The sequence below is a fragment of the Streptomyces sp. BK208 genome, assembly GCF_004364245.1.
GTDB lineage: Bacteria > Actinomycetota > Actinomycetes > Streptomycetales > Streptomycetaceae > Streptomyces.
In genome coordinates this window covers 256,506-276,645 of the sequence record NZ_SOAV01000009.1, presented here as the reverse complement: position 1 = coordinate 276,645, position 20,140 = coordinate 256,506, and the positions used below count along the sequence as shown (strand labels likewise).

Annotated in this window: 15 protein-coding genes; 8 read left to right on the top strand and 7 right to left on the bottom strand. The window is 75.4% G+C overall.

Features of this window, described 5'->3' with window-relative positions; genetic code table 11:
* Positions 1-14: 14 nt before the first annotated feature.
* From EV562_RS23290 to EV562_RS23280, 3 genes are all read right to left on the bottom strand, one after another.
* Positions 15-248, bottom strand: a complete 234-nt coding sequence (locus tag EV562_RS23290) for a twin-arginine translocase TatA/TatE family subunit (protein ID WP_133888762.1) — start codon at positions 246-248, stop codon at positions 15-17.
* Between the two features lie 98 nt (positions 249-346).
* On the bottom strand, positions 347-802 hold the full coding sequence (locus tag EV562_RS23285) for a tellurite resistance TerB family protein (RefSeq protein WP_133888761.1): 456 nt from the start codon (positions 800-802) through the stop codon (positions 347-349).
* 81 nt (positions 803-883) lie between these two features.
* Positions 884-1,927 (bottom strand): sporulation protein, encoded by a 1,044-nt coding sequence (locus tag EV562_RS23280; RefSeq protein WP_133888760.1) that lies wholly within the window; start codon positions 1,925-1,927, stop codon positions 884-886.
* Positions 1,928-2,198: 271 nt separating this feature from the next.
* On the opposite strand from EV562_RS23280, the gene EV562_RS23275 reads away from it, so the two are divergent.
* The 7 genes from EV562_RS23275 (at position 2,199) to EV562_RS23240 (ending at position 13,219) form a co-directional block, all read left to right on the top strand.
* Positions 2,199-3,608, top strand: coding sequence for a hemolysin family protein (locus EV562_RS23275; RefSeq protein ID WP_133888759.1), 1,410 nt, complete (start codon positions 2,199-2,201; stop codon positions 3,606-3,608).
* Positions 3,605-4,630, top strand: a complete 1,026-nt coding sequence (locus EV562_RS23270; protein ID WP_133888758.1) for a hemolysin family protein — start codon at positions 3,605-3,607, stop codon at positions 4,628-4,630. Before EV562_RS23275 ends, EV562_RS23270 begins: the two co-directional genes overlap by 4 nt.
* Before the next feature lie 208 nt (positions 4,631-4,838).
* Positions 4,839-6,923 carry a TerD family protein gene (locus tag EV562_RS23265; RefSeq protein WP_133888757.1) on the top strand — a complete coding sequence of 695 codons (2,085 nt, stop codon included), beginning with the start codon at positions 4,839-4,841 and terminating at the stop codon, positions 6,921-6,923.
* 870 nt (positions 6,924-7,793) lie between these two features.
* A complete protein-coding gene (locus EV562_RS23255) occupies positions 7,794-9,047 on the top strand; it encodes a sensor histidine kinase (RefSeq protein WP_166661956.1) in 1,254 nt (417 codons plus the stop codon).
* A complete protein-coding gene (locus tag EV562_RS23250; RefSeq protein WP_133888755.1) occupies positions 9,044-9,721 on the top strand; it encodes a response regulator transcription factor in 678 nt (225 codons plus the stop codon). Before EV562_RS23255 ends, EV562_RS23250 begins: the two co-directional genes overlap by 4 nt.
* 127 nt (positions 9,722-9,848) lie before the next feature.
* Complete coding sequence (locus tag EV562_RS23245) at positions 9,849-10,703, top strand: ABC transporter ATP-binding protein (RefSeq protein ID WP_166661955.1); 855 nt, start codon at positions 9,849-9,851, stop codon at positions 10,701-10,703.
* Positions 10,700-13,219: an ABC transporter permease gene (locus EV562_RS23240; protein ID WP_133888754.1), complete on the top strand. Its 2,520-nt coding sequence runs from the start codon at positions 10,700-10,702 to the stop codon at positions 13,217-13,219. Before EV562_RS23245 ends, EV562_RS23240 begins: the two co-directional genes overlap by 4 nt.
* Before the next feature lie 320 nt (positions 13,220-13,539).
* On the opposite strand, the gene EV562_RS23235 is transcribed toward EV562_RS23240, so the two are convergent.
* From EV562_RS23235 to EV562_RS23225, 3 genes are read right to left on the bottom strand one after another with little or no spacing between them, the layout of a single operon-like run.
* A complete protein-coding gene (locus EV562_RS23235) occupies positions 13,540-16,074 on the bottom strand; it encodes an FtsX-like permease family protein (RefSeq protein WP_133888753.1) in 2,535 nt (844 codons plus the stop codon).
* Between the two features lie 2 nt (positions 16,075-16,076).
* Positions 16,077-16,832 (bottom strand): ABC transporter ATP-binding protein, encoded by a 756-nt coding sequence (locus EV562_RS23230; protein ID WP_133888752.1) that lies wholly within the window; start codon positions 16,830-16,832, stop codon positions 16,077-16,079.
* Entirely contained in the window at positions 16,829-17,086 is a 258-nt protein-coding gene (locus EV562_RS23225; RefSeq protein WP_133888751.1) for a hypothetical protein, read from the bottom strand. The genes EV562_RS23230 and EV562_RS23225 overlap by 4 nt, the downstream gene beginning before the upstream one ends.
* Positions 17,087-17,294: 208 nt before the next feature.
* On the opposite strand from EV562_RS23225, the gene EV562_RS23220 reads away from it, so the two are divergent.
* The gene (locus EV562_RS23220; RefSeq protein ID WP_133888750.1) at positions 17,295-18,545 is read left to right on the top strand and encodes a sensor domain-containing protein; all 1,251 of its coding nucleotides are present in this window, start codon (positions 17,295-17,297) and stop codon (positions 18,543-18,545) included.
* Positions 18,546-18,666: 121 nt separating this feature from the next.
* Here EV562_RS23220 and EV562_RS23215 read toward each other — a convergent pair whose 3' ends face one another.
* Complete coding sequence (locus EV562_RS23215) at positions 18,667-20,037, bottom strand: hypothetical protein (RefSeq protein WP_133888749.1); 1,371 nt, start codon at positions 20,035-20,037, stop codon at positions 18,667-18,669.
* Between the last annotated feature and the right edge of the window lie 103 nt (positions 20,038-20,140).

Here is a 20,140-nt window from a genome sequence, read left to right as displayed (position 1 = left end):
CGCCGGTACGCCGGTCAGGCCCGGGGCGTGTCCTGGGCGCCGGTGCCGGGGCCGTCCTCGCGCCGGACCGCCTCCCCCTGGATGACGCGCGGCGTCCCCGGTTCGTCCGCGTCCCTCGTCGCGCGGGCCTCGGACTTGAGGATGCGGGCCGACCTGCCCGCCGAGCGGGTCAGCTCGGGGAGCTTCTTGACGGCGAGGACGACGGCGACGACGACGAGGACGAGCGCGATCTCGCTGAGTCCGAACACGGTGCTCCCCTGGTGGACGTGCGGTGCGGGCCCGCGGCACGGGCCCGCCCACGGAATCTACGGCACCGCCGGCGGGCCCGGCGGCGCGGCCTCGAGGCTCAGAGGTCGAACTCGTGCGGCGGCAGGTCGAGGGCGTAGCACGCCTCGCGGACCACGGCGCGCTCGTCCTTGTCGAAGTCCCCGTCGGCGCCGCCGATCACGATGCCGATCTGCACCACGGCCCGTGCCTCGGCGGGCTTCTTCTTCGCCTTGGCGATCTCCTGGAGGATGCCGACCTTGCCGAAGGCGAAGTCGGCGGTCAGCTTGTCCAGGTTGCCCTCGAACCGGCGGCGCAGGTCGTCGGCGGGGAAGTTCTGCAGCACCTCGTTGGTCGAGATCAGCTGGGCGACCCGCTGCCGCTCGGCGGGGTCGACGGTGCCGTCGGCCGCCGCCACCAGCGCGCACATCGCCATGCTGGCGTCGCGGAAGGCGCCGCTCTTGAGGTCGTTCTTCTTCGCGACGAGCTGCGTCTGCATCTGCGACGCGGACTCCTTGAGGCGGTCCCACAGGGCCATGAGAACTCCGTACTCCGTACCGGTCGGACGGGAAGGGGGTGATCGGGTGCGAACCCGACCTCTACAGCACTGTAGAAGTTATCAGTCCTCGGCGGCGTACCCGTCGTACTCGCCGTCCTCGTCCTCGGCGGCGTCCTCGAAGAAGTCCCCGACCTCGTCGACGACTTCGGCCGCCACCATGCCCCCGGCGATCCCCGCCGCCCCGGCCGCGAGGGCGGCACCGGTCCCGGTCCCGCCGCCCGAGTGGCCCGCCTCGTGACCGCCGTGGCCGCCGTATCCGGGGTCGTGGCCGCCGTACCCGGAGTCGTGGCCGTACACCGCGTGGGAGCCGTACGACGCGCGGTGCTCGACCAGCTCCTGGATCCAGCCGTCGACGAGGGCGCTCCAGTCCTGCGGCCCGGCGGGACCCTCGTGCGGGACGGTGAAGCGGCTGAGCGCGTCGTGGCCGTCGGAGAACGGGCCGCCGCGCTTGTCCGCCTCCAGCACCACTTCGAGGGCGTCCGGCACGGCCAGGAAGGTCAGCTCGATCTCGGCGGCCTGGTGGGCGTAGCGCGGGGGCGGAGTCAGCTCGATCTCCTGGTAGAAGGGCAGCTTCTGCCCGGTGCCGCCGATGCGGCCCGGCTCCAGGTCGGCGGAGCGGAAGCCGAAGCCGAGCTGCCCGAGGGCCTCCAGGACCGCCTCCTGGGCCGGGAGCGGCGCCACGCTCAGCGGGTCGAGGTCGCCCTTGTCCCGGGCGCCGGCGACCGCCAGCTCGGTGCGCACGCCGAGCACGATGCCCAGGGGCTGTCCGTGCAGCTCGGTGACCGGGGTCTCCCAGGGCAGCGCCACCGTGAACGGGAGGCTCGTCTCCTCGCCCGCCGCGAGCCGGAAGGCCCCGGCGACGACCTGCCGGCCGAAGGTGAGGACGCCTTCGCCCTCACCTCCCGGGCCGCCCCCCTCGTGCTCGGTCTCCACGCGGGCCACCAGCTCCAGCGCGACGTGCTCGACGTCGTGGTCGGCGGTGCCGCCGACCAGGTGGATCCGGCCCGACAACGTGCCTCCCGGCCGGGCGGCGCCCGGGTCGAGGACCGTGTCCACCGTGGGTCCGCCCACGCCGAGGGAACCGAGCAGCCGCTTGAACACCATCGAGGCGTTCACTCCTTCACGTTTCGTGCGGGGAACAACCGGAACGGCCCGGCCGTTCTCTACAGGCGAGTAGAAGCATAGGGGTCTCAGGACTCCCGCTCTCTTTGCTCGTCCTTTACCATGAGGGAGAACCCTCGGGCGCCCGGCTGGTACCGGCGCCCGCCGACCCCGCTAAGGAGTCCCGTTCCGTAATGGAGCCCCCTAGTACCGGCCGCGCCTCGGCCGGCCCGTCCGTTCCCCCGTCTGTGCGTGAGGGAAGCGGGGTGGCACGGTGACCGAGGTCCTGCTGCTCCTGCTGGCCCTCCTGCTCACCCTCGCCTGCGCGGTCTTCGTCGCGGCCGAGTTCTCCCTCACCACCGTCGAGCGCGGTGACCTGGAGCGGGCCGCCGAGTCCGGTGAGCGCGGCGCCGACGGCGCCCTGAAGGCCGTACGCTCCCTGACCCTCCAGCTGTCCGGCGCCCAGCTCGGCATCACCGTGACCTCCCTGGTCATCGGCATGCTGGCCGAGCCGTCGATCGCGGCGCTGCTGCGCGGCCCGCTGGCGGCGATCGGCCTGGGCGGCGCCGCCTCCACGGTGGCGACCCTGCTCGGCGTGATCCTCTCCACGGTCGTCCTCATGGTCGTCGGCGAGCTGGTCCCCAAGAACTGGGCGATCTCCCGGCCGCTGGCCGTCGCGAAGGTCGTCGCGGGCCCGCAGCGCGGCTTCACCACCGCCTTCGGCCCCTTCATCCGGCACCTGAACAACACGGCGAACCGCTTCGTGCGCCGCTTCGGCCTGGAGCCGGCCGAGGAGCTGGCGTCCGCCCGCAGCGCCGAGGAGCTGGTCGCCCTCGCCCAGCACTCGGCGGCGGAGGGCGCCCTGGAGGCCGACTCGGCCGAGCTGTTCGTGCGCACCCTGCACCTGAGCGAGCTGACCGCGGAGAACGTCATGACCCCGCGCGTGGACGTCAAGGCGCTGGAGGCGCACGCCACCGCCGCCGACGCCGCGAACCTCTCGCACGCCACCGGCCTGTCCCGCTTCCCGGTCTACCGCGACAGCCTGGACGAGGTCGTCGGCACCGTCCACATCCGCGACGTGCTGGCCCTGGAGCCGGAGCGGCGCCGGTCCACCCCCGTCACCGAGCTGGCCACCGCGCCCCTCCTGGTGCCGGACAGCCTGCCCGCCGACCGCCTCCTCGAGCGCATGCGCGCCACCCGCACCATGGCCGTCGTCATCGACGAGTACGGCGGTACGGCGGGCGTGGCGACCGTCGAGGACATCGTCGAGGAGGTCGTCGGCGAGGTGCGCGACGAGCACGACCCGGTCGAGACGCCGGACCTGCTGCCCGCCCCCGCCGGGTCGGACGGCCGCGCGGCCTGGGACGCCGACGGCTCGCTGCGCCTGGACCACCTGGCGCGCATCGGCCTGACCGCGCCGGAGGGACCGTACGAGACCCTGGCCGGCCTGGTCGCCACCCACCTGACGCGCATCCCCGCCAAGGGCGACGTGGTCGTCCTCGACGGCTGGCGCATCGACGTCCTCGACGTCGACCACCACCGCGCCGACCGCCTCCGCGTCACGGCCCCCGTGCCCGACGGTGCCGGGCCGGCGCACGGACCCGCGCCGGACGATGCCGGGCCGGAGCACGGACCCGCGTCGCACGAACCGTCGGCGCACGCTGAGCGGGAGCTGGCCCGATGACCGTCGTACAGCTCCTCGTCGGCGCGCTGACGCTGCTGACCAACGCGTTCTTCGTGGGCGCCGAGTTCGCCATGATCTCGGTGCGCCGCAGCCAGATCGAACCGCGCGCGAAGACGGGCGACAAGCGCGCCCGGATGACCCTGTGGGGCCTCCAGCACATCTCCCAGCTGATGGCCACGGCCCAGCTGGGCATCACCGTCTCCTCCCTGGTGCTCGGCGCGGTCGCGGAGCCGGCCATCGCGCACCTGATGGAGCCCGTGTTCGAGGCGGTGCACATGCCGCACGCGCTGGTCCACCCGGTCGCCTTCGCCATCGCCCTGACCCTGGCGACGTACCTGCACATGCTGATCGGCGAGATGATCCCGAAGAACATCGCGCTGGCCGCCCCGGCGACCACCGCGCTGGTCCTCGGCCCGCCGCTGGTCGCCCTCACCCGCGCCCTCAAGCCGGTCGTCTTCGGCATCAACGCCTTCGCCAACACGCTCCTCAAGCTGCTGCGGGTGGAGCCGAAGGACGAGGTCGAGGCCGTCTTCACCGACGACCAGCTGGCCCGCATGGTGGTCGACGCCAGCGAGGCCGGCCTGCTCACCCCGGCCGACGGCGAACGCCTGCGCGACGCGCTGGAGCTGGGCACCCGCCCGGTGGGCGAGATCCTGGTCCCGGCCCAGAAGATGCGCACGGTCCCGCACACGGTCACCCCGGCCCAGCTGGAACGCACGGCCGCCGACGCGGGCTACTCCCGCTTCCCGGTCACCGGTCCCGGCGGCACCGTCCTCGGCTACCTGCACATCAAGGACACCCTGGGCCTGACCGACCGCGAGAGCCCCTTCCCGCGCACCGCCCTGCACCGCGTCACCCGCGTCCGCATCGACACCCCCCTGGACGACACCCTCACCGCCCTGCGCACCGAGGACAGCCACCTGGCCGCCGTCACCGGCGAGACGGGCGCGGTCCTGGGCTTCGTGACGATGGAGGACGTCCTGACGGAACTGGTGGGCCCGACGACGCCGGTGGCGCCGTAACCAGAACCCACCCACGGCCGGCCACACCGTCGGCCGGCCGTGCGCCGGGTGCCCCGCACCGGGTGCTTCTGTGCTCGGAGCCCCGATTGCCCTCACCACGCATTAGAGTGCCGCCGTGCGTTGATTGTGCCGTGTGTCACACAACGCGTCATGGCGGACGGGCGAGGGGAGCCCGTCCGGGCTCGGAAGCAAGTGTCTGGGGGGTTCCATGCACGAAATGGTCAAAGGGTCCAACATCGCCCTGTCGGCCCTGAGCGACAGCGTCGGCTCGGTGATCGTGAGCCTGGGCTGGGCCAGCCCGACCGGGGAGGGCGACGCGGACGTGTCCGTCCTGCTGCTGGGCGGGCACGGGAAGGTGCGCAGTGACGCCGACTTCTACTTCTACAACAACCCCGTCGCCGCCGACGGCAGTGTGCAGCTGCTGGGCAAGGCTCCCTCGGGGGAGGGCAGCGAGGACCGCATCGTCTTCGACCTGACCGCCGTTCCGCCCGACGTGGAACGGCTGGTCGTGGCCGCGAGCCGGTACGGAGGAGCCGGCTTCGGGGAGTTGGACGACCTCCGGGTGTCCTTGGCCGACGGCTCCGGGGACGACCTGCTCCGGTTCACGATCGAAGACGCGGGCTCGGTGAGCGCCTTCATCTTCGGCGAGTTGTACCGGCGCGGTGAGGAGTGGAAGTTCCGGGCAGTCGGCCAGGGATACGACAACGGGCTGGCCGGGCTCGCGACGGACTTCGGCGTGGACATCGACGACGACGCGGCCGGTGCGGACGAGCAGCCGGACGCCGAGGCGGAGGAGGTCGCGCCGCCCGCGGCCGACGCCGAGGAGCAGCCGCCTCGTGCCGCGGAGCAGGAGTTCTCGCCCGCGGCCTCGGCCGGCCAGGCGCCGTCTGCGCCCTTGGAAGCGGTCCCCGCCCCCCGGCGGTCCGAGGAAGAGACGCGGCCGAAGAAGGCTGCCGCACGTCCCCGCACCGCCAAGAAGAAGGTCACCCTGCCCAAGGTGGTGAAGAAGTCCCTCGCGGAGAACGACTCCTGGCGGGAGGCGAGGCTCTTTCCGGTCTCCGCGCTCAAGAGCGACCGCGACCGCGAGACACGCGCCACCTCGGTGCTGCTGTCGGTGATGGCACAGGTGCCGGAGTTCGGCAGGAGGCTCACCGCCGCTTTCGGTGCTCCGGCGGGCCGCATGGAGACCTTCACGGAGGTAGCGCTGCCGCACGGCGACACCCCGCGCCGTCCTGACGGGGTCATCCGGGTGGAGCGGGCGGGCAAGCTGTGGACGGCACTCGTCGAGACCAAGACCAACGGCAACGCGCTCAGGTCCGAGCAGGTGCAGGCCTACGCGGACATCGCCGCGCGTCGAGGCTACGAGGCCGTCATCACGCTCTCCAACGACGTCGCCCTGGAGGGCAGCCCGCTCGTCGAGGTCAAGATCGACGGCCGGCGCAAGCACAAGGTCGCTCTGTGGCATCTGTCCTGGGCCGAAGTGGCCCACCAGGCCCAGATGCTGCTGCGGCACGAGGGTGTCGGCAACGCCGCACACGCCTGGCTGCTGCAGGAGCTCCTGCACTACCTTCAGCACGAGAACTCCGGCTGCCACGGTTTCCAGAACATGGGTGCTGCCTGGGTGCCCGTACGCCGTGGCATCGATGACGAGACCCTGTGCCAGGGCGACCCGCGCCTGCTGGAGGTGGTCGAGAGCTGGGAGCGTCTCATCAGGCAGGTCTGCCTGGGACTCGGCGGCGAGCTCGGGCACAAGGTGCTCCCCGTACGGCGCGCCAAGCGGGGGTCCGCCCCCGAGGCCCGGCGAGCGGACATGGCGGACCGTCTGTGCACGGACGGCAGGCTGCACGCCGAACTGCGCATCGAGGGCACCCCGGGCGTCCTGGCGATCACCGCCGACCTGCGCACCGGAAAACTGCGCACGTCCTTCGACCTCCCCGCTCCCGACCAGGGATACCCCTTGACCTGGGCCAAACGCCTCGTCAGACGGCTGGCCGAAGCACCCGCCGATCTGCATGTCGAGACCCTGGTCGAGGGCGAGGCGGGCGGACCGCGAGGCACTCTGGAGCGACTGCGGCCGGAGCCCGGGGACATGCTCCCGAAGAACGGCGCCCAGATCACCGGATTCCGGCTCTCCCTCTTCAAGAGCATGGGCAGTTCCCGCGGCAAGACCGAATCGGGCTTCATCCGCAGCGTCGACGATGCCGTGCACCGATTCCACGGCTCCGTCGTCGTCCCGCTGGACCGGGCGACTCCGCGGCCGGCGCCTTCGGCCGAACTCGCCGCCGCGACCTGACATCCGGGTTGTGACGAGGGCCCCGGCCGGCACGTCCGACCGGGGCGCCGCGTCCGTGTCGGGTGCGAAGCGAGCCCGCGACCCGGCGTGTGCGTCGTCTCGCGGGGGCACGGTGGTCCCTCCCCGTGCGGGAAGCTTGGTGCATGTTCGAGACGATCCGATGGCGTTGTCACGTACGTGCCAACGACCGGCGCGCGGCGGAGCGCACGGTCGGCCGGCTTGCGGCTCGGCTGGACAGGGCCGTCCGGATCGAGACCTAGGAGCGGTACCGGAAGTTCCCCGAGCTTGCCGAACTGTGCCTGGTCTCGCCCCTCTCGGCGGTCGCTCCGGAGGCCGCGCTCCTCTCCGTCCTGCGGAGTGCGTGGCGGATCGCCTCGCCCTGGGCGCTGGGAGACCCGGGGGCGGACGGTGAGTTCGACGGAGTCGCCTCGGTGAACACCGGCTCCCGCTTCACCGTTCCGGGAGTCGAGTGGATGGAGTTCCGCGTCACGGGCCGACGGGGCTGACCCGGGAACCCGGGATGATCAAGTCCGTCTCCTCCCACGACACCGGCACCGCGCCGGCATCCGCACCGTCAGGGGGGAGACACCCATGGCCATGATCGGGCTGTTCTGGATCACCGAGGACTGTGTACATGGGGGCCGAACCCGCCGGTACCGCGCCCGGTGTGCGGCTGACCGGGGCGGGGCGGGGCGGACGGTCGTGGGGGTGGGGCGAGGTCCGCGGGCTGGACGTGCGGGACGCGGCCGTGCGGTCCGGTCCCGGCGGGGGCGGCTCGGCCGGGTGTCCCCGACCCCCTACCGGAGTATCACCTCGGCCTGGCTCCCCGGGAGGACGGCACGGATGCGCCGGGCACCTAGGGTGGTGCGCATGACCTCAGTGGAGGAGGAGCGTCCCCGCCCGCTGCTCGCGGGGGCCTCGCGGCGGTGGGTGCGGGCGCTGCCGTGGGCCGTGGCGTTCGTGCTGAGCGTCGCCCTGCTGCCCTCCACCATCGTGGTCCTCACCGCCGACTACGGCCTGAACGGCGGCGTGGCGAGCGCCCTGGCCGTCGCGCAGGCGGCCCCGCTGCTGCTCGCCGTGGTCCGTCCGCTGCACGCCTGGTACGTGGTCTTCGCCGCGGACGTGGCCGGTGCGCTGGCGCTGCTCACCGTGGACTTCCCGGAGCGGCTGCTGTGGCCGTTCCCGCCCATGGAGCTGGTCGGGTACGTCGGCCTCTGCCTCGCCCTCGGCCTGCGCGAGCGGCGCCGGACGCTGCTGCTGGTGTGGCTGGCGACGGCGGGTGCGAACGTCGGCCTGGTGTTCGTCGCGCCCCACGGCGCCGGCGCCAGGGAGCTGCTGCTCACCATCCTCGGCGGCGTCGCGCTCCTGCTGGGCGGCGCCCTGCGCGAGCGCCACGAGGTGCAGCGCAGGCTGGCCGAGCAGGAGACGATCAGCGAGGCCGAGCGCGGCCGGCGGACGCTGCTGGAGGAGCGGGCCCGCATCGCGCGGGAGCTGCACGACGTGGTGGCGCACCACATGTCCGTCATCACCGTGCAGGCGGACACCGCGGAGTACCGCCTGACGGCGCTGCCGCCGGACGTCCGCGAGGAGTTCACGTCCATCGCGGCGACCGCCCGGGAGTCGCTCGGCGAGATGCGACGGCTCCTCGGCGTCCTGCGCAACGAGGAGGCGCACGGCGAGCTGGCCCCCCAGCCGGGCCTCGCACGGATCGGGCAGCTGGTGGAGGCGACGGCGAGGACGGGTGTGCCGGTGGACTTCACCCCCTGCGACCCTCCCCGCGGGACCGGGGTGCCCGATGCGGTGGGACTCTCGGCGTACCGGATCGTCCAGGAGGCCCTCGCGAACGTCGTACGCCACGCGCCGGGTGCCCGGACGCGGGTGTCGCTGTCGGTGGCGGCGCCCGCCGGTGACCCCGGCCGCGACCGGCTCACCGTCCTCGTCGTCAACGACCGGCCGCCCGGACCGCCCGCCGCGCCGCTCGAAGCGGGCGGCACCGGGCACGGACTCGTCGGCATGCGCGAGCGGGTGCGGCTCGTCGGCGGCACCCTCGACGCCGGCCCGCTGCCCGGCGGCGGCTTCCGGGTCGCAGCCCACCTTCCGCTGACCGAAGAGGACTTCACGTGACGACGCGCGTCATCATCGTCGACGACCAGGCCATGGTGCGGGCCGGATTCGCCGCACTGCTGGCCGCCCAGAGCGACATCGACGTGGTGGGCGAGGCCCCCGACGGTGCGCAGGGCGTCGAGCTGAGCCGGCGTACCCATCCCGACGTCGTGCTGATGGACGTGCGGATGCCCGAGATGGACGGCCTGGAGGCGGCGCGACGGCTGCTGTCGCCGCCACGCGGGGTGACCCACCGGCCGCGGGTGCTGATGCTGACCACGTTCGACGTCGACGACTACGTGTACGAGGCGCTGCGGGCCGGCGCCAGCGGCTTCCTGCTGAAGGACGCGCCGCCGGCCGACCTCATCGCGGCGGTCCGGATCGTGGCCGCGGGCGACGCGCTGCTCGCGCCCTCCGTGACGCGCCGCCTCATCGCCGACTTCGCCCGGCAGCGCCCCCCTGCCCGGGGCAGGCCCGCGCAGCGGCTCAAGGGCCTGACGGAGCGCGAGACCGAGGTCCTGGCCCTGGTCGCCCGCGGCCGGTCCAACGGGGAGATCGCCCAGCACCTGGTGCTGGCCGAGCAGACGGTGAAGACGCACGTGAGCCGCGTCCTCACCAAGCTCGACCTGCGCGACCGCGCCCAGGCGGTCGTCTTCGCCTACGAGTCGGGACTGGTGGCCCCGGGGGAGCAGTAGTCCGGCCGCCCCCTACCGGGGTACCGGTCCCACATTGGCTCCCGGGTATGACGCCCGGCGGGCGGCCGCCCCCGCACTCTTCCCCCGTCAGCAGGACGCACCTGCGCACGGATGAGGAGACGGGACCATGAGGCTACGCAAGGGCAGGCGGCAGGAGGCCGGGCGGCTGCCGGGAGCGGACGAGTGCCCCGGGGCGCCGGCCGCCACCCCGGGTCTCGCCGTCGAACTGCGCGGGGTCCGGCGGCGGTACGGACGCGGCGCGGGCGCCGTGCACGCGCTCGCGGGCGTCGACCTGGCCCTCCCGCGCGGCACCTTCACCGCCGTCATGGGGCCGTCCGGGTCCGGCAAGTCCACCTTCCTGCAGTGCGCTGCCGGGCTGGACCGGCCGTCGGCGGGATCGGTGCGGCTCGGCGGTACGGAGATCACCGGCATGAGCGAGAACGCGCTCACCGAGCTGCGCCGCAGCCGCCTCGGCTTCGTCTTCCAGGCGTTCAACCTGCTGCCGTCGCTGACCGTGGAGCAGAACGTCCTGCTGCCGATGCGCCTGGCCGGGCAGCGCCAGGACCGTGGCCGGGCCGCCGAGGTGCTGGCGCGGGTCGGGCTGGCCGACAAGGCGCGGCGCCGGCCGGGGGAGCTGTCCGGCGGCCAGCAGCAGCGGGTGGCCGTCGCCCGCGCCCTGGTCACCGCCCCCGACGTGATCTTCGCGGACGAGCCCACCGGCGCCCTGGACACCGGCACCGCCGCCGAGGTCCTCGGGCTGCTGCGGCACGCGGTGGACAGCCTCGGCGCCACCGTCGTCATGGTCACCCACGACCCGGCCGCGGCCGCCTGGGCCGACCGTGTCCTGTTCCTCGCCGACGGAGCCTTCGCCGACCATCTCGAACGGGGCTCGGCGGAGCGGATCGCGGCACGCATGGCCGCGCTCACCGGCCGTACGCGGGCCGCGGCGGGGGCCGTCGCCGGGGCGGGGGTGGCGGCGTGAGTCTCAGGCCCAACGGTCTCGCCCGTTCCGCCGTCCGCTTCAAGCCCGCCTCGTTCGCGGGCACGTTCGTCGCGCTGATGATGTCCGCGTTGATCGTCGCGGCCTGCGGTGTCCTGCTGGAGACCGGCATCCGCGCCTCCGTGCCGGCCGAGCGGTACGCGGACGCGCCGGTCGTCGCGGCCGCCGACCAGTCCGCGCGGGTCGTCGCCGACACCGTCGACGGCCCCGAGGAGACCGCGTACCCGCTGCCGGACACCGCCCGCGTGGACGCGGGACTGGCGGCGAAGGCCGCCCGGGCGCCGGGCGCGGCCGCCGCCGTACCGGACCTCACCTTCCCCGTGCACGGCGGCGCCGCCCGGTCCGGCGCGCTCACCGGCCACGGCTGGGGCTCGCACGTCTTCACCGGCACCACGTTGTCCGAGGGCGCCGCGCCGCACGCCGGCGAGGTCGTCCTCGGCACCGGGGCGGCCGGTGCCGCCGGGGCCGGTGTGGGCGACACCGTCGCGCTGGAGACGGCCGACGGACGCGCCGACTTCCGGGTGTCGGGCCTCGCCTCCCCCGGCGCCGGCGACAGCACCGGGGAGGAGGCGGGCGGCGGGGCCGTGGCCTGGTTCGCCGACGCCGAGGCCTCCGTGCTGGCGGGGCACCCGGGCCGGGCCGACGCCATCGCCGTCATGGCCCGGGAGGGCGTCGATGCGGGCGACCTCGCGGCCGCCGTCGGGAAGGCCCTGGCCGGCTCCGGCGCGCAGGTGCTCACCGGCGACGACCGCGGCGAGGTCGAGGACCACGGGCTGGCGTACGCCAAGGAGACGCTCTTCGCGGTCGGCGGCTCCTTCGGCGGGATCGCCACCCTGGTCGCGGTCTTCACCGCGGCGGGCACGGTCGCCCTCTCCGTCGGCCAGCGCACCCGGGAGTTCGCCCTGCTGCGCGCCGTGGGCGCCACCCCGCGGCAGATCCGCCGCGCGGTCGCAGCCGAGGCCCTGCTCGTCGCCCCGCTCGCCGGACTGCTCGGCTGTCTGCCTGGCATCGGGCTCGCCCACTGGTGGTTCGGGCAGATGCAGGACCGCGGGGCCGTACCGGAAGCGGTCGATCTGCACGTCTCGGGGTTCCCGCTGCTCGCCGCCACCGGTCTCGGGCTGCTCACGGCGCTCGGCGCCGGCTGGGCGGCTGGGCGCAGGCCCGCGAGGACCAAGCCGGGTCAGGCGCTCGCCGAGGCCTCGGTGGAGCGGCTGCGGCCGGGCGTCGTGCGGACCGTCCTCGGGGTGGCCGCGGTCGCCGGCGGCTCGGTGCTCGCCGGGGTGGCGGCCTCCGCCGCCGGGGCCGACGCGGCCAACGCCTCGCTGGGTGTCGTCATGCTCTTCATGCTGGCCGTCGCCCTGCTCGGGCCGGTCCTGGCGCGGGTGTGCGCGGCGCTCTTCGGCCTGCTGCTGCGCGGGGGCGGCGCGTCCGCATCGCTGGCCGCCGCCAACTCCCGGGCCAACTCGCGCCGGCTGGCCTCCGCGATCACCCCGATCGTGCTGGCGATGGCCTTCGCCTCGACGCTGGTCTTCATGCACACCAGCGAGAGCCACGTCGCCGCCGAGCAGCTCCGCGACGGCATCACGGCCGACCACGTCGTCACCGGCCCGGCGGGTCTGCCCGCCGACGCCGCCGACCGGGCCGCCCGCGCCCCCGGTGTGGACGCGGCCGTGAGCCTGCTGGACACGCAGGTCCTGGTGCCCGTCCGGGGCGGCGGCGAGACGTCGTTGCAGGGGACGGCGACCCAGGGCGTCTCGGGATCCGGCGCGCAGCTCGCGAAGGTGCAGGACCTGGACGTGCGCGACGGCAGCCTGGACCGGGTGGGCGAGGGCCGGATCGCCATCGACCGAACCCTTGCCGACGCCACGGACGCGGGACTCGGCGACAGGCTGCCGCTCTACCTCCCCGACGGCACGAGGACCGCCCCCGAGGTCGTCGCGGTCTACGGCCGTGGCCTGGGCCTGCCCGCGGTCACCATGGACCGCGCGTCCCTGGACGGGCACGTCACGTCCGCGTTCGCCGACACGCTGCTGGTCAGCGGCGGCGACGCCGGACCGCTCCGCGCGCTCGGCGAGGTCACCGACGCCTCCGGCTACGCCCTCGCGCGGAACGTGGACCGCGAGTTCGGCGCCTGGGCCAACTACGTGATGGCCGGCGTCCTGGGCGGCTTCGCCGCCGTCGCCGCGGTCAACACCCTGGTGATGACGGTCCTGGACCGCCGCCGCGAACTGACCACGCTCCGTCTCGTCGGCTCCACCCGGCGGCAGGTGCTGCGCATGCTGGGCTGGGAGAGCCTGCTGGTCTCGGCGGCGGGCGTGGCCCTGGGCACCGCCATCGCCGTGATCACGCTGACTCCGATGATGCGCGGCCTGACCGGCGAGTCCCCGCACGTCCCCCCGCTCCTGTACGCCGCGTTCGCCGCCACCGCGACGGCCCTCGTGCTCGCCGCCGTGACCCTCCCGGCCCGCACGGCACTGCGCGACCGCGGGCCGGCCTGAGCCCCACGGGGGCGTGGCGCTCCCCGGGACCTCGGTCCCGGCCCCGCGACGGGCTTCGCCCGTCCGGGGTCCCGGACCCGCGACGGGCTCCGTCCCTCCGGAGGCCGTGGGTCCCGCCGCCCGGTGCGGGCCCCGGCTTCCGGCCCGCGGACCGTCCCGCGCCCCGACCCGGCTCGGTGCCGACGTCGGGCCTTCCGGTGGCGCGGGGACGGACCGGTCGGCGTGCGACGCGTCCCCTGTCCGCTTCCGGGGGCGGCGCCCCGGGCCCGGGGTCATCCCGTGCGCAGTGCCCGGGGTCACCCCGTGCGCAGTGCCCGGGGTCACCCCGTGCGCAGTCCCTCCGCCGGAGGGGTGCGCAGGGCGTGGCGGGTGGGGAGTTCGACCGTGAGGTACGAGGTCGCCACGACCGTCGCCACCACCGCCGGGAGGAGCCAGACGGGGCCCGCCGGCCAGGGGCGGCCGAGGAGGCCCTGGCCGAGGAGGGCCAGCGGGACGGCGGACAGCAGGAGGCCGCAGACCAGGGCCGCGGCGGCGACGACGGCGGCCTCGCGGCGCATCATCGCGCGGATCTGCCGCGGGGTCGTGCCCACCAGACGCAGCGCGGCGATCTCGGTCCGGCGCTGGGCGGTGGCGGCGACCAGTCTGTTGGCGATGCTCAGCAGCAGGTAGCCGAGGAGCACCACGACCACCGCCAGGTTGATCCACACCTCGGGCGGCGCGTCCGCGCCCGAGGCGTCCGGGGCGGTGCCCGCGACGGTGAGGCCGGGGCGGCCGGCGGCCAGCGCGGTGAGGCCCCGCCCCGCCTCCTGCGTGCCGTCGGTGCGGACCAGCACCCGCTGGTCGAGGCCGGTCGTGGTGTGCCCGGCGGCCAGCTGACGGGAGAGGACGACCGGGCCGAAGCCCAGGCCCCGGTCGTAGACGGCGACGACCCGGGCGTCGACGCGGGCCCCGTCGCCGAGCACCAGGCGCACCCGCTGGCCGAGCCCGGCGCCGCGCGTGCGGGCGGCCTCGCCGCTCACGGCGACCGTGGCCCCGGTCAGCCGGTCCAGGCTGCCGCCGGTCACACCGAGGTCGAGGACGCCCCGGGCGTCCGGCGTGAGGACCGTCGCCGAGGCGGACTCGGCCGCGGGTTCGCCCAGTTCCTCGTACTCCCACACCACCGTGGTCGTCCCGGCCGGTGCCGCGGCCCGTACGCCGGGCACGTCCCGTACGGCGGACAGGGTGCCGTCGGGCAGCCCGCCCAGGGCCGGCGCCGTCACTTCGTACTGGGCGAGGGTGCCTGCCCGGATGTCGTCGGAGGTGGCGGCCAGCACCGTCGTCTGGGTGAGGGTGTACGTCAGGACGAAGACGATGCCCATGGCCAGCGGGCTGATCACGCCCGACAGGCGCAGGGCGTAGGCCCGTACGTTGGACAGCGCCAGCCACGTCGGGGCGGCGGCGTCGGGGCGCAGTCGCCGGACGGCGGCCTCGCCCGCCCGTTTGACCAGCGCCGGGCCGGACAGCGCCAGGCCGATCGCGGCGACGATGCCCGCGACGGAGGTGACCGAGGCTCCGAGGACCGTCCGGGACAGCAGCGGTACCACCGAGAGCGCCGAGGCGCCGAGGATCAGCAGCAGCCCCGCACCGGTCCGCGTCCGCGACGGCGTGCGCGGTTCGCTGCGGGACTCGGCGACCGCCTCGGTCGCCGGCAGCCGCGAGGTGCGCCAGGCCGCGCAGCGGGCGGAGAGCCGTACGGCCGCCACCACCAGGAGCAGCGCGGCGAGTGCGGGCAAGGGGCTGAGGGTGAGGGGCAGTTCGGGCGGGAGGACGTCGTGGCCGGCCAGCAGGTCCCGGAAGCGGCCCGCCAGCAGGTAGCCGACGGCCACGCCCGGTACCAGCGCCACCACCGCGACGACCGTCGCCTGCGCGGCGGCCAGGCGGCGGATCTGCTTCGGCGTCGCGCCGACGGCCCGCATCAGCGCCAGGTCGCGTCGCTGCCCGGCGATGGTCACGCCCAGCGCGCCCGCGACGACGAACCCGGTGATCAGCAGCACGATCCCGCCGAGCGAACCGGCGAGCAGGACCAGCAGCGAGCGCGCCGACCCGGCGCCGGGCGCCACCGCGTCGCCCCGGTCCGCGCCGGTGCTCACCTCCAGGCCCGTGCCCGCCACCTCCTCGCGGACGGCGGCGGCGACCCGGTCCCCGGCACCGGCGTCGGTGCGCAGCCCGATCAGGTCCACGGTCCCCGCGCGCGGGCCTTCGCTCCCGGCGTCGCGCGCGGCCAGCCCGGCGGCCGTCCCGTCCGCGAAGTAGACGCCCGCGCCCGGGGCGTCGACGAGTGCGGAGACGCGGTAGGCGGCAGCGGGGCGCCCGTTCGCCACCACCTCGACGCGCTCGCCGACCGCCAGGCCCGTGCGCACGTCCACGGCGACCTCGTCCGCGCCGGACGGCGCCCGGCCCCGCACCCGCGCGTCCGACAGCAACGCGGTCGAGGACCAGCCGTGCCCCGCCGTCCCCGGGTCCTCGGCGACGGGGGTGATGCCGCCCCGGGCGTCGACCAGCGCGGCCGGGAAGCCGATGTCGCCGACGGCCGCGGTGACACCCGGCAGGGCGGCCAGCCGCTCGACGAGCCGGGCCGGGACCGTGGCCCGCTCGGGCAGCGCGAGGGGCAGGTCCCCGCTCGGGTGGAACTCCTGGTCGGCGGCGACCACGACGTCCGCGCCGCCCAGCCGCCCGGGCGGCAGCTGCGAACGCAGTCCGGACTCGGCGAGCACGCCGGTGGTGGTGATCAGCGCGGCGCCGCCCAGGACCGCGCAGGCAACGGCGAGCAGTGCGGTGATCCGGTGCGCGGCCGTGCGCAGGGCGAGGTGCAGCACGGCTACCGCTCCCCCAACGCGACGAGACGGTCGGCGAGGTGCGGCGCCGTCGGGTGTTCCAGGGCCTCGACCACCCGGCCGTCGGCCATCACCAGGGCGCGGTGGGCACGGGCCGCGGCGGCGGGGTCGTGGGTGACCATGACCACCGTCTGACCGAGGTCGTCGACGAGTGCCCGCAGCAGGCCGAGGACCTGGTGGGCGCTGCGCAGGTCCAGCGCGCCGGTCGGTTCGTCGGCGAAGACGACGGCGGGCTTCGCGGCCAGCGCCCGTACCACGGCGGCCCGTTGCTGCTGGCCGCCGGACAGCTCGGCCGGCCGGTGGGTGAGCCGGTCGGCCAGCCCCACCCGCTCGGTCAGCGTGCGCAGCCAGTCCCGGTCCGGGCGGCGCCCGGCCAGGCGCAGCGGCAGGGTGATGTTGTCCTCGACGCTGAGCGAGGGGATGAGGTTGTACGCCTGGAACACGAACCCGACGCGTTCGCGGCGCAGTTCGGTGCGGCGGGTCTCGTTCAGGCCGGAGATCTCCTGTCCGTCGACGCGGACGCTGCCGGACGTGGGGGTGTCCAGCCCGGCGGCGCAGTGCATCAGGGTGCTCTTGCCGGAGCCCGAGGGCCCCATCACGGCGAGGAACGTGCCGTGTCCGACGGTCAGCGTCACGTCGTCCAAGGCCCGGACGCCGCCCGGGTAGGTCCTGGTCACGCCCTCCAGCGCGATGGCGGGCGCCCGGCGCGCGGTGACGGTCGCGGGGGCGGCGGTGCTCATCGCCGCCCCCGCAGGGCGCGTACGACGAGGGTGCCGGCGGCGAGGACGGTGACCAGGCCGCTGGCCAGGTGGAGCGGGGCGGCGGCACCGGCGAAGGAGAGGGCCATGTTGGCGACCGCGCTGAGCACCACCACCGTCCACAGCAGCGTGCGCAGGAGGTCCCCGCGGGAGACGGCGCCCGGGCCGTCGCCGTCGGCGGGAGCGGCCTGGGGTGTGCCCAGGCGGTAGGGGTCCTGATGGTCCTGGTGGGTCATGGCTGCGGCCTCCGTCGGCGTCGCTCTCGGTCGTCCTCGACGCTAGGGAGCGGGACCCCCCGCCGCCGATCCCGTGGGCCACCGGGTCCGGGGTACAGCAGGCTGTACTTTCCGGCTCCGCACCCGTCGCCGACCGCTCCCGCGGCATAGGGTCGGCCCCGTCGAGCCCGCCGCAGGCGGTGCGTACGGCCCGGAGGGAGGCAGGCGGATGACGGTCCCGGTCACGTCCGTGCGGGAGACCGCCGTACGGTCCCTGCGCGCCGCCGGTACGGCGACGGGGCAGCTCGTCGGCGGACTCGGTACGGCGGTGCGGGGGCTGGGCGTGCTGGTGCTGCTGGCCCTGGCGGCGGTGACCGCGCCGGTCGGGGCCGGGCTGCTGCTCGCGCCCCTCGCGCTGCGCGCCCTGCACGCGCTCGCCGGCCGGGAACGCGAGCGCCTTTCCCGCCGGGGTGTCGAGATCGTCCCGCCCGACCCGCCGCCCACCCGGCTGCGGTCCGCGTGGGGCGACCCGACGACCCGGCGTGAGCTGGCCTGGCTGGTGCGGCACGGCACGCTGGGTCTGCTGCTGGGCCTGCTCGGTCTCCTGCTGCCGGTGTGCGCCTTCCGGGACACCACCTTTCCCCTGTGGTGGCCCCTGATCCCCGAGGACGCGACGACCACGTCCATCGGTGTCGGCACCGCCCACAGCTGGCTGGACGCGCTCACGGCGACGCTGCTGGGTGTGGGCTGGACGGCGATCCTCCTGGGCCTCGGCCCGGGCATGGCACGGCTCCAGGCCGCCCCGGCCCGGCGGCTTCTGGCGGCGGGACCGGACACGGACCTGTCCCTGCGGGTGGCCGAGCTGACCGCGACCCGCGCCGCGGCGCTGGACGCCCACGCCACGGAACTGCGCCGCATCGAACGCTCCCTGCACGACGGCGCGCAGAACCGCCTGGTGTCGGTCACCGTGCTGCTGGGAGCCGCGCGGCGGATGGCGGCACGGGACCCGGCCGGGGCCGACGAACTGCTGGAGCGGGCCCAGTCCGCGGCGGAGCAGGCACTGGCGGAGCTGCGTTCGGTGGCGCGGGGCATCCTGCCGCCGGTGCTGGCCGACCGGGGTCTCGCGGGAGCGCTGTCCGGGCTCGCCGCGGACTGCGCGGTGCCGTGCCGCGTGGAGACGGACGTGCCGCACAGGTGTGCGGCGTCGGTGGAGGCGACGGCCTACTTCGTGGTCGCCGAAGCCCTGACGAACATCGCGAAGCACAGCGGCGCCGGGCGGGCCTCGGTCACCGTCCGGGGCCGGGGCGGCCGGCTGCGGCTGCTGGTCGAGGACGACGGCCGGGGCGGCGCCGACGAGGACGGCGGCTCGGGCCTGACCGGCATCCGCCGCCGCGTCGCGGCGCTCGACGGCACCTTCCGCCTGACCAGCCCGCCCGGCGGCCCGACCGCCCTCGAGGTGGAGCTGCGCTGCGAGGGCTGACCGGCGCGGCGGGCGGTGCGCCACGGCCGAAGCGTGAGCGCTTCCCCCCGTTCTGTCCTCGCGGGGCTCGTCTGAGCGCCCCGAGGACAGCCGCGGGCCGGCTGCTCACGCTTTTTCCCACCTACCAGCCCGTCGCCAGCAGGTGGTTGAGGAGGAGGGCCAGCACCGTCTGCGCCGCCAGCCAGGCACGGGGGCGGGGGAGGAACGCGCAGGACGGCAGGAGCCACAGGGCGAAGGGGAGCCAGATGCGTTCCGTCTCCGCCTTGCTCATACCGGACACGTCGGCGGCCAGCAGGGTGAGCAGCGCGGCGGCCACGAGGAACGCCAGACGGATCTCCTCCCCGCGGGCGTCCTCCACCGGTCCGCTCCCGGCCCGCACGCCCCCGCCGCGCCACCGGACCAGCACGCCCCCCGCCCGGCGCAGGCCCGCCGCCGTCGCCAGGCCCGTGATGAGCACCGTGCAGGCGAGGTTGGCCCACACCCAGTAGCCGTAGGGGCGGACGCCGGCCGCGCCCTCGTAGTAGCGGGTCACCAGCAGGCGGTACGCCTCCCACCAGTCGAAGCCCACCGCCGTGAAGGCCGCCGGCATCACCGCCGCACCCGCCAGCAGCGGCACGAGGAGCACCGGCCGCCTCCGCACCCCGCGCCGCCCCAGCAGCAGGACGGCCGCCGCGACCACCGCCAGCAGCGTGAGGCCGTAGGAGAGGAAACAGGTCAGACCGAAGAGCAGGCCCGAACCCGCTGCCCACCACAGGGACCGGCCGGTGACGGCGAGGGCCAGCAGCGCCACGGCCCAGGCGGCGACCGCGGCGAAGTAGCCGTCGGCGGACGTGCCGCACCACACGGCGGCCGGTGCCGACACCAGGAAGGGCGCCGCCCGCCGGGCGAGCCGCTCCCCGGCCAGGGCGCGCACCGTCACCAGGACCGCCACACAGCCGGTCGCGCCCGCGGTGATGCACCAGACCCCGGCCCAGCCCCCGCCGCCCAGCCCGATCCGGTCGAGCAGCACGAAGGTGAGCGTGGCCGCCGGCGGGTGCCCGGCGACGTGGGCGGGCCAGTTGTCGGGGGAGTGGATCAGGATGTGCGCGGTGAAGTCGCGCAGGACCGCCGGGATGTCCTGCCAGCGGTCGATCACCGTGAGGTACTCGTGGCGGGTGGTGAGCCGGCCCGCGACGCCCGTCCGCCATCCGTCGACCAGGGCCAGCGACCAGATCCACGCCATCGACGCCCCCCAGGCCGCGGGCAGCAGCGCACGCCACGGCAGGCGGGCGGCGACGGCCGGGCCGTACACCACCGTCGCCGCCGCCACCAGGACGGCGGCCGGGGTGCCGGGGCCCGCGTGCGGGTCCCAGCGGCCCAGCAGCGGCGGCCAGCCGACGATCAGGTCGTCGTACGTGTACACGTACCGGCCGACCAGGACGGCGGCCGCCACGAGCAGCGCGGCGGCCACCGCCGCGTACAGGTCGCGGGGGACGGAGCGGAGGCGGTTCACCTCGGCACCGTAGGCCGGGAGACCGCCCACGCGGTGGTGCGCGGGGTGGACGTCAGCGTTTCGTCATGGGTCGGGGACCGTTCCGGGGCCCCGTCCCGGCCTA

What these genes read in the sequence shown, in the direction of transcription:
- EV562_RS23220 (WP_133888750.1), top strand. Translation starts at nt 17,295, where the DNA reads ATGACGGTCCCGGTCACGTCCGTGCGGGAGACCGCCGTACGGTCCCTG.
- EV562_RS23255 (WP_166661956.1), top strand. Translation starts at nt 7,794, where the DNA reads ATGACCTCAGTGGAGGAGGAGCGTCCCCGCCCGCTGCTCGCGGGGGCC.
- EV562_RS23230 (WP_133888752.1), bottom strand. Translation starts at nt 16,832, where the DNA reads ATGAGCACCGCCGCCCCCGCGACCGTCACCGCGCGCCGGGCGCCCGCC.
- EV562_RS23270 (WP_133888758.1), top strand. Translation starts at nt 3,605, where the DNA reads ATGACCGTCGTACAGCTCCTCGTCGGCGCGCTGACGCTGCTGACCAAC.
- EV562_RS23285 (WP_133888761.1), bottom strand. Translation starts at nt 802, where the DNA reads ATGGCCCTGTGGGACCGCCTCAAGGAGTCCGCGTCGCAGATGCAGACG.
- EV562_RS23225 (WP_133888751.1), bottom strand. Translation starts at nt 17,086, where the DNA reads ATGACCCACCAGGACCATCAGGACCCCTACCGCCTGGGCACACCCCAG.
- EV562_RS23280 (WP_133888760.1), bottom strand. Translation starts at nt 1,927, where the DNA reads ATGGTGTTCAAGCGGCTGCTCGGTTCCCTCGGCGTGGGCGGACCCACG.
- EV562_RS23265 (WP_133888757.1), top strand. Translation starts at nt 4,839, where the DNA reads ATGCACGAAATGGTCAAAGGGTCCAACATCGCCCTGTCGGCCCTGAGC.
- EV562_RS23245 (WP_166661955.1), top strand. Translation starts at nt 9,849, where the DNA reads ATGAGGCTACGCAAGGGCAGGCGGCAGGAGGCCGGGCGGCTGCCGGGA.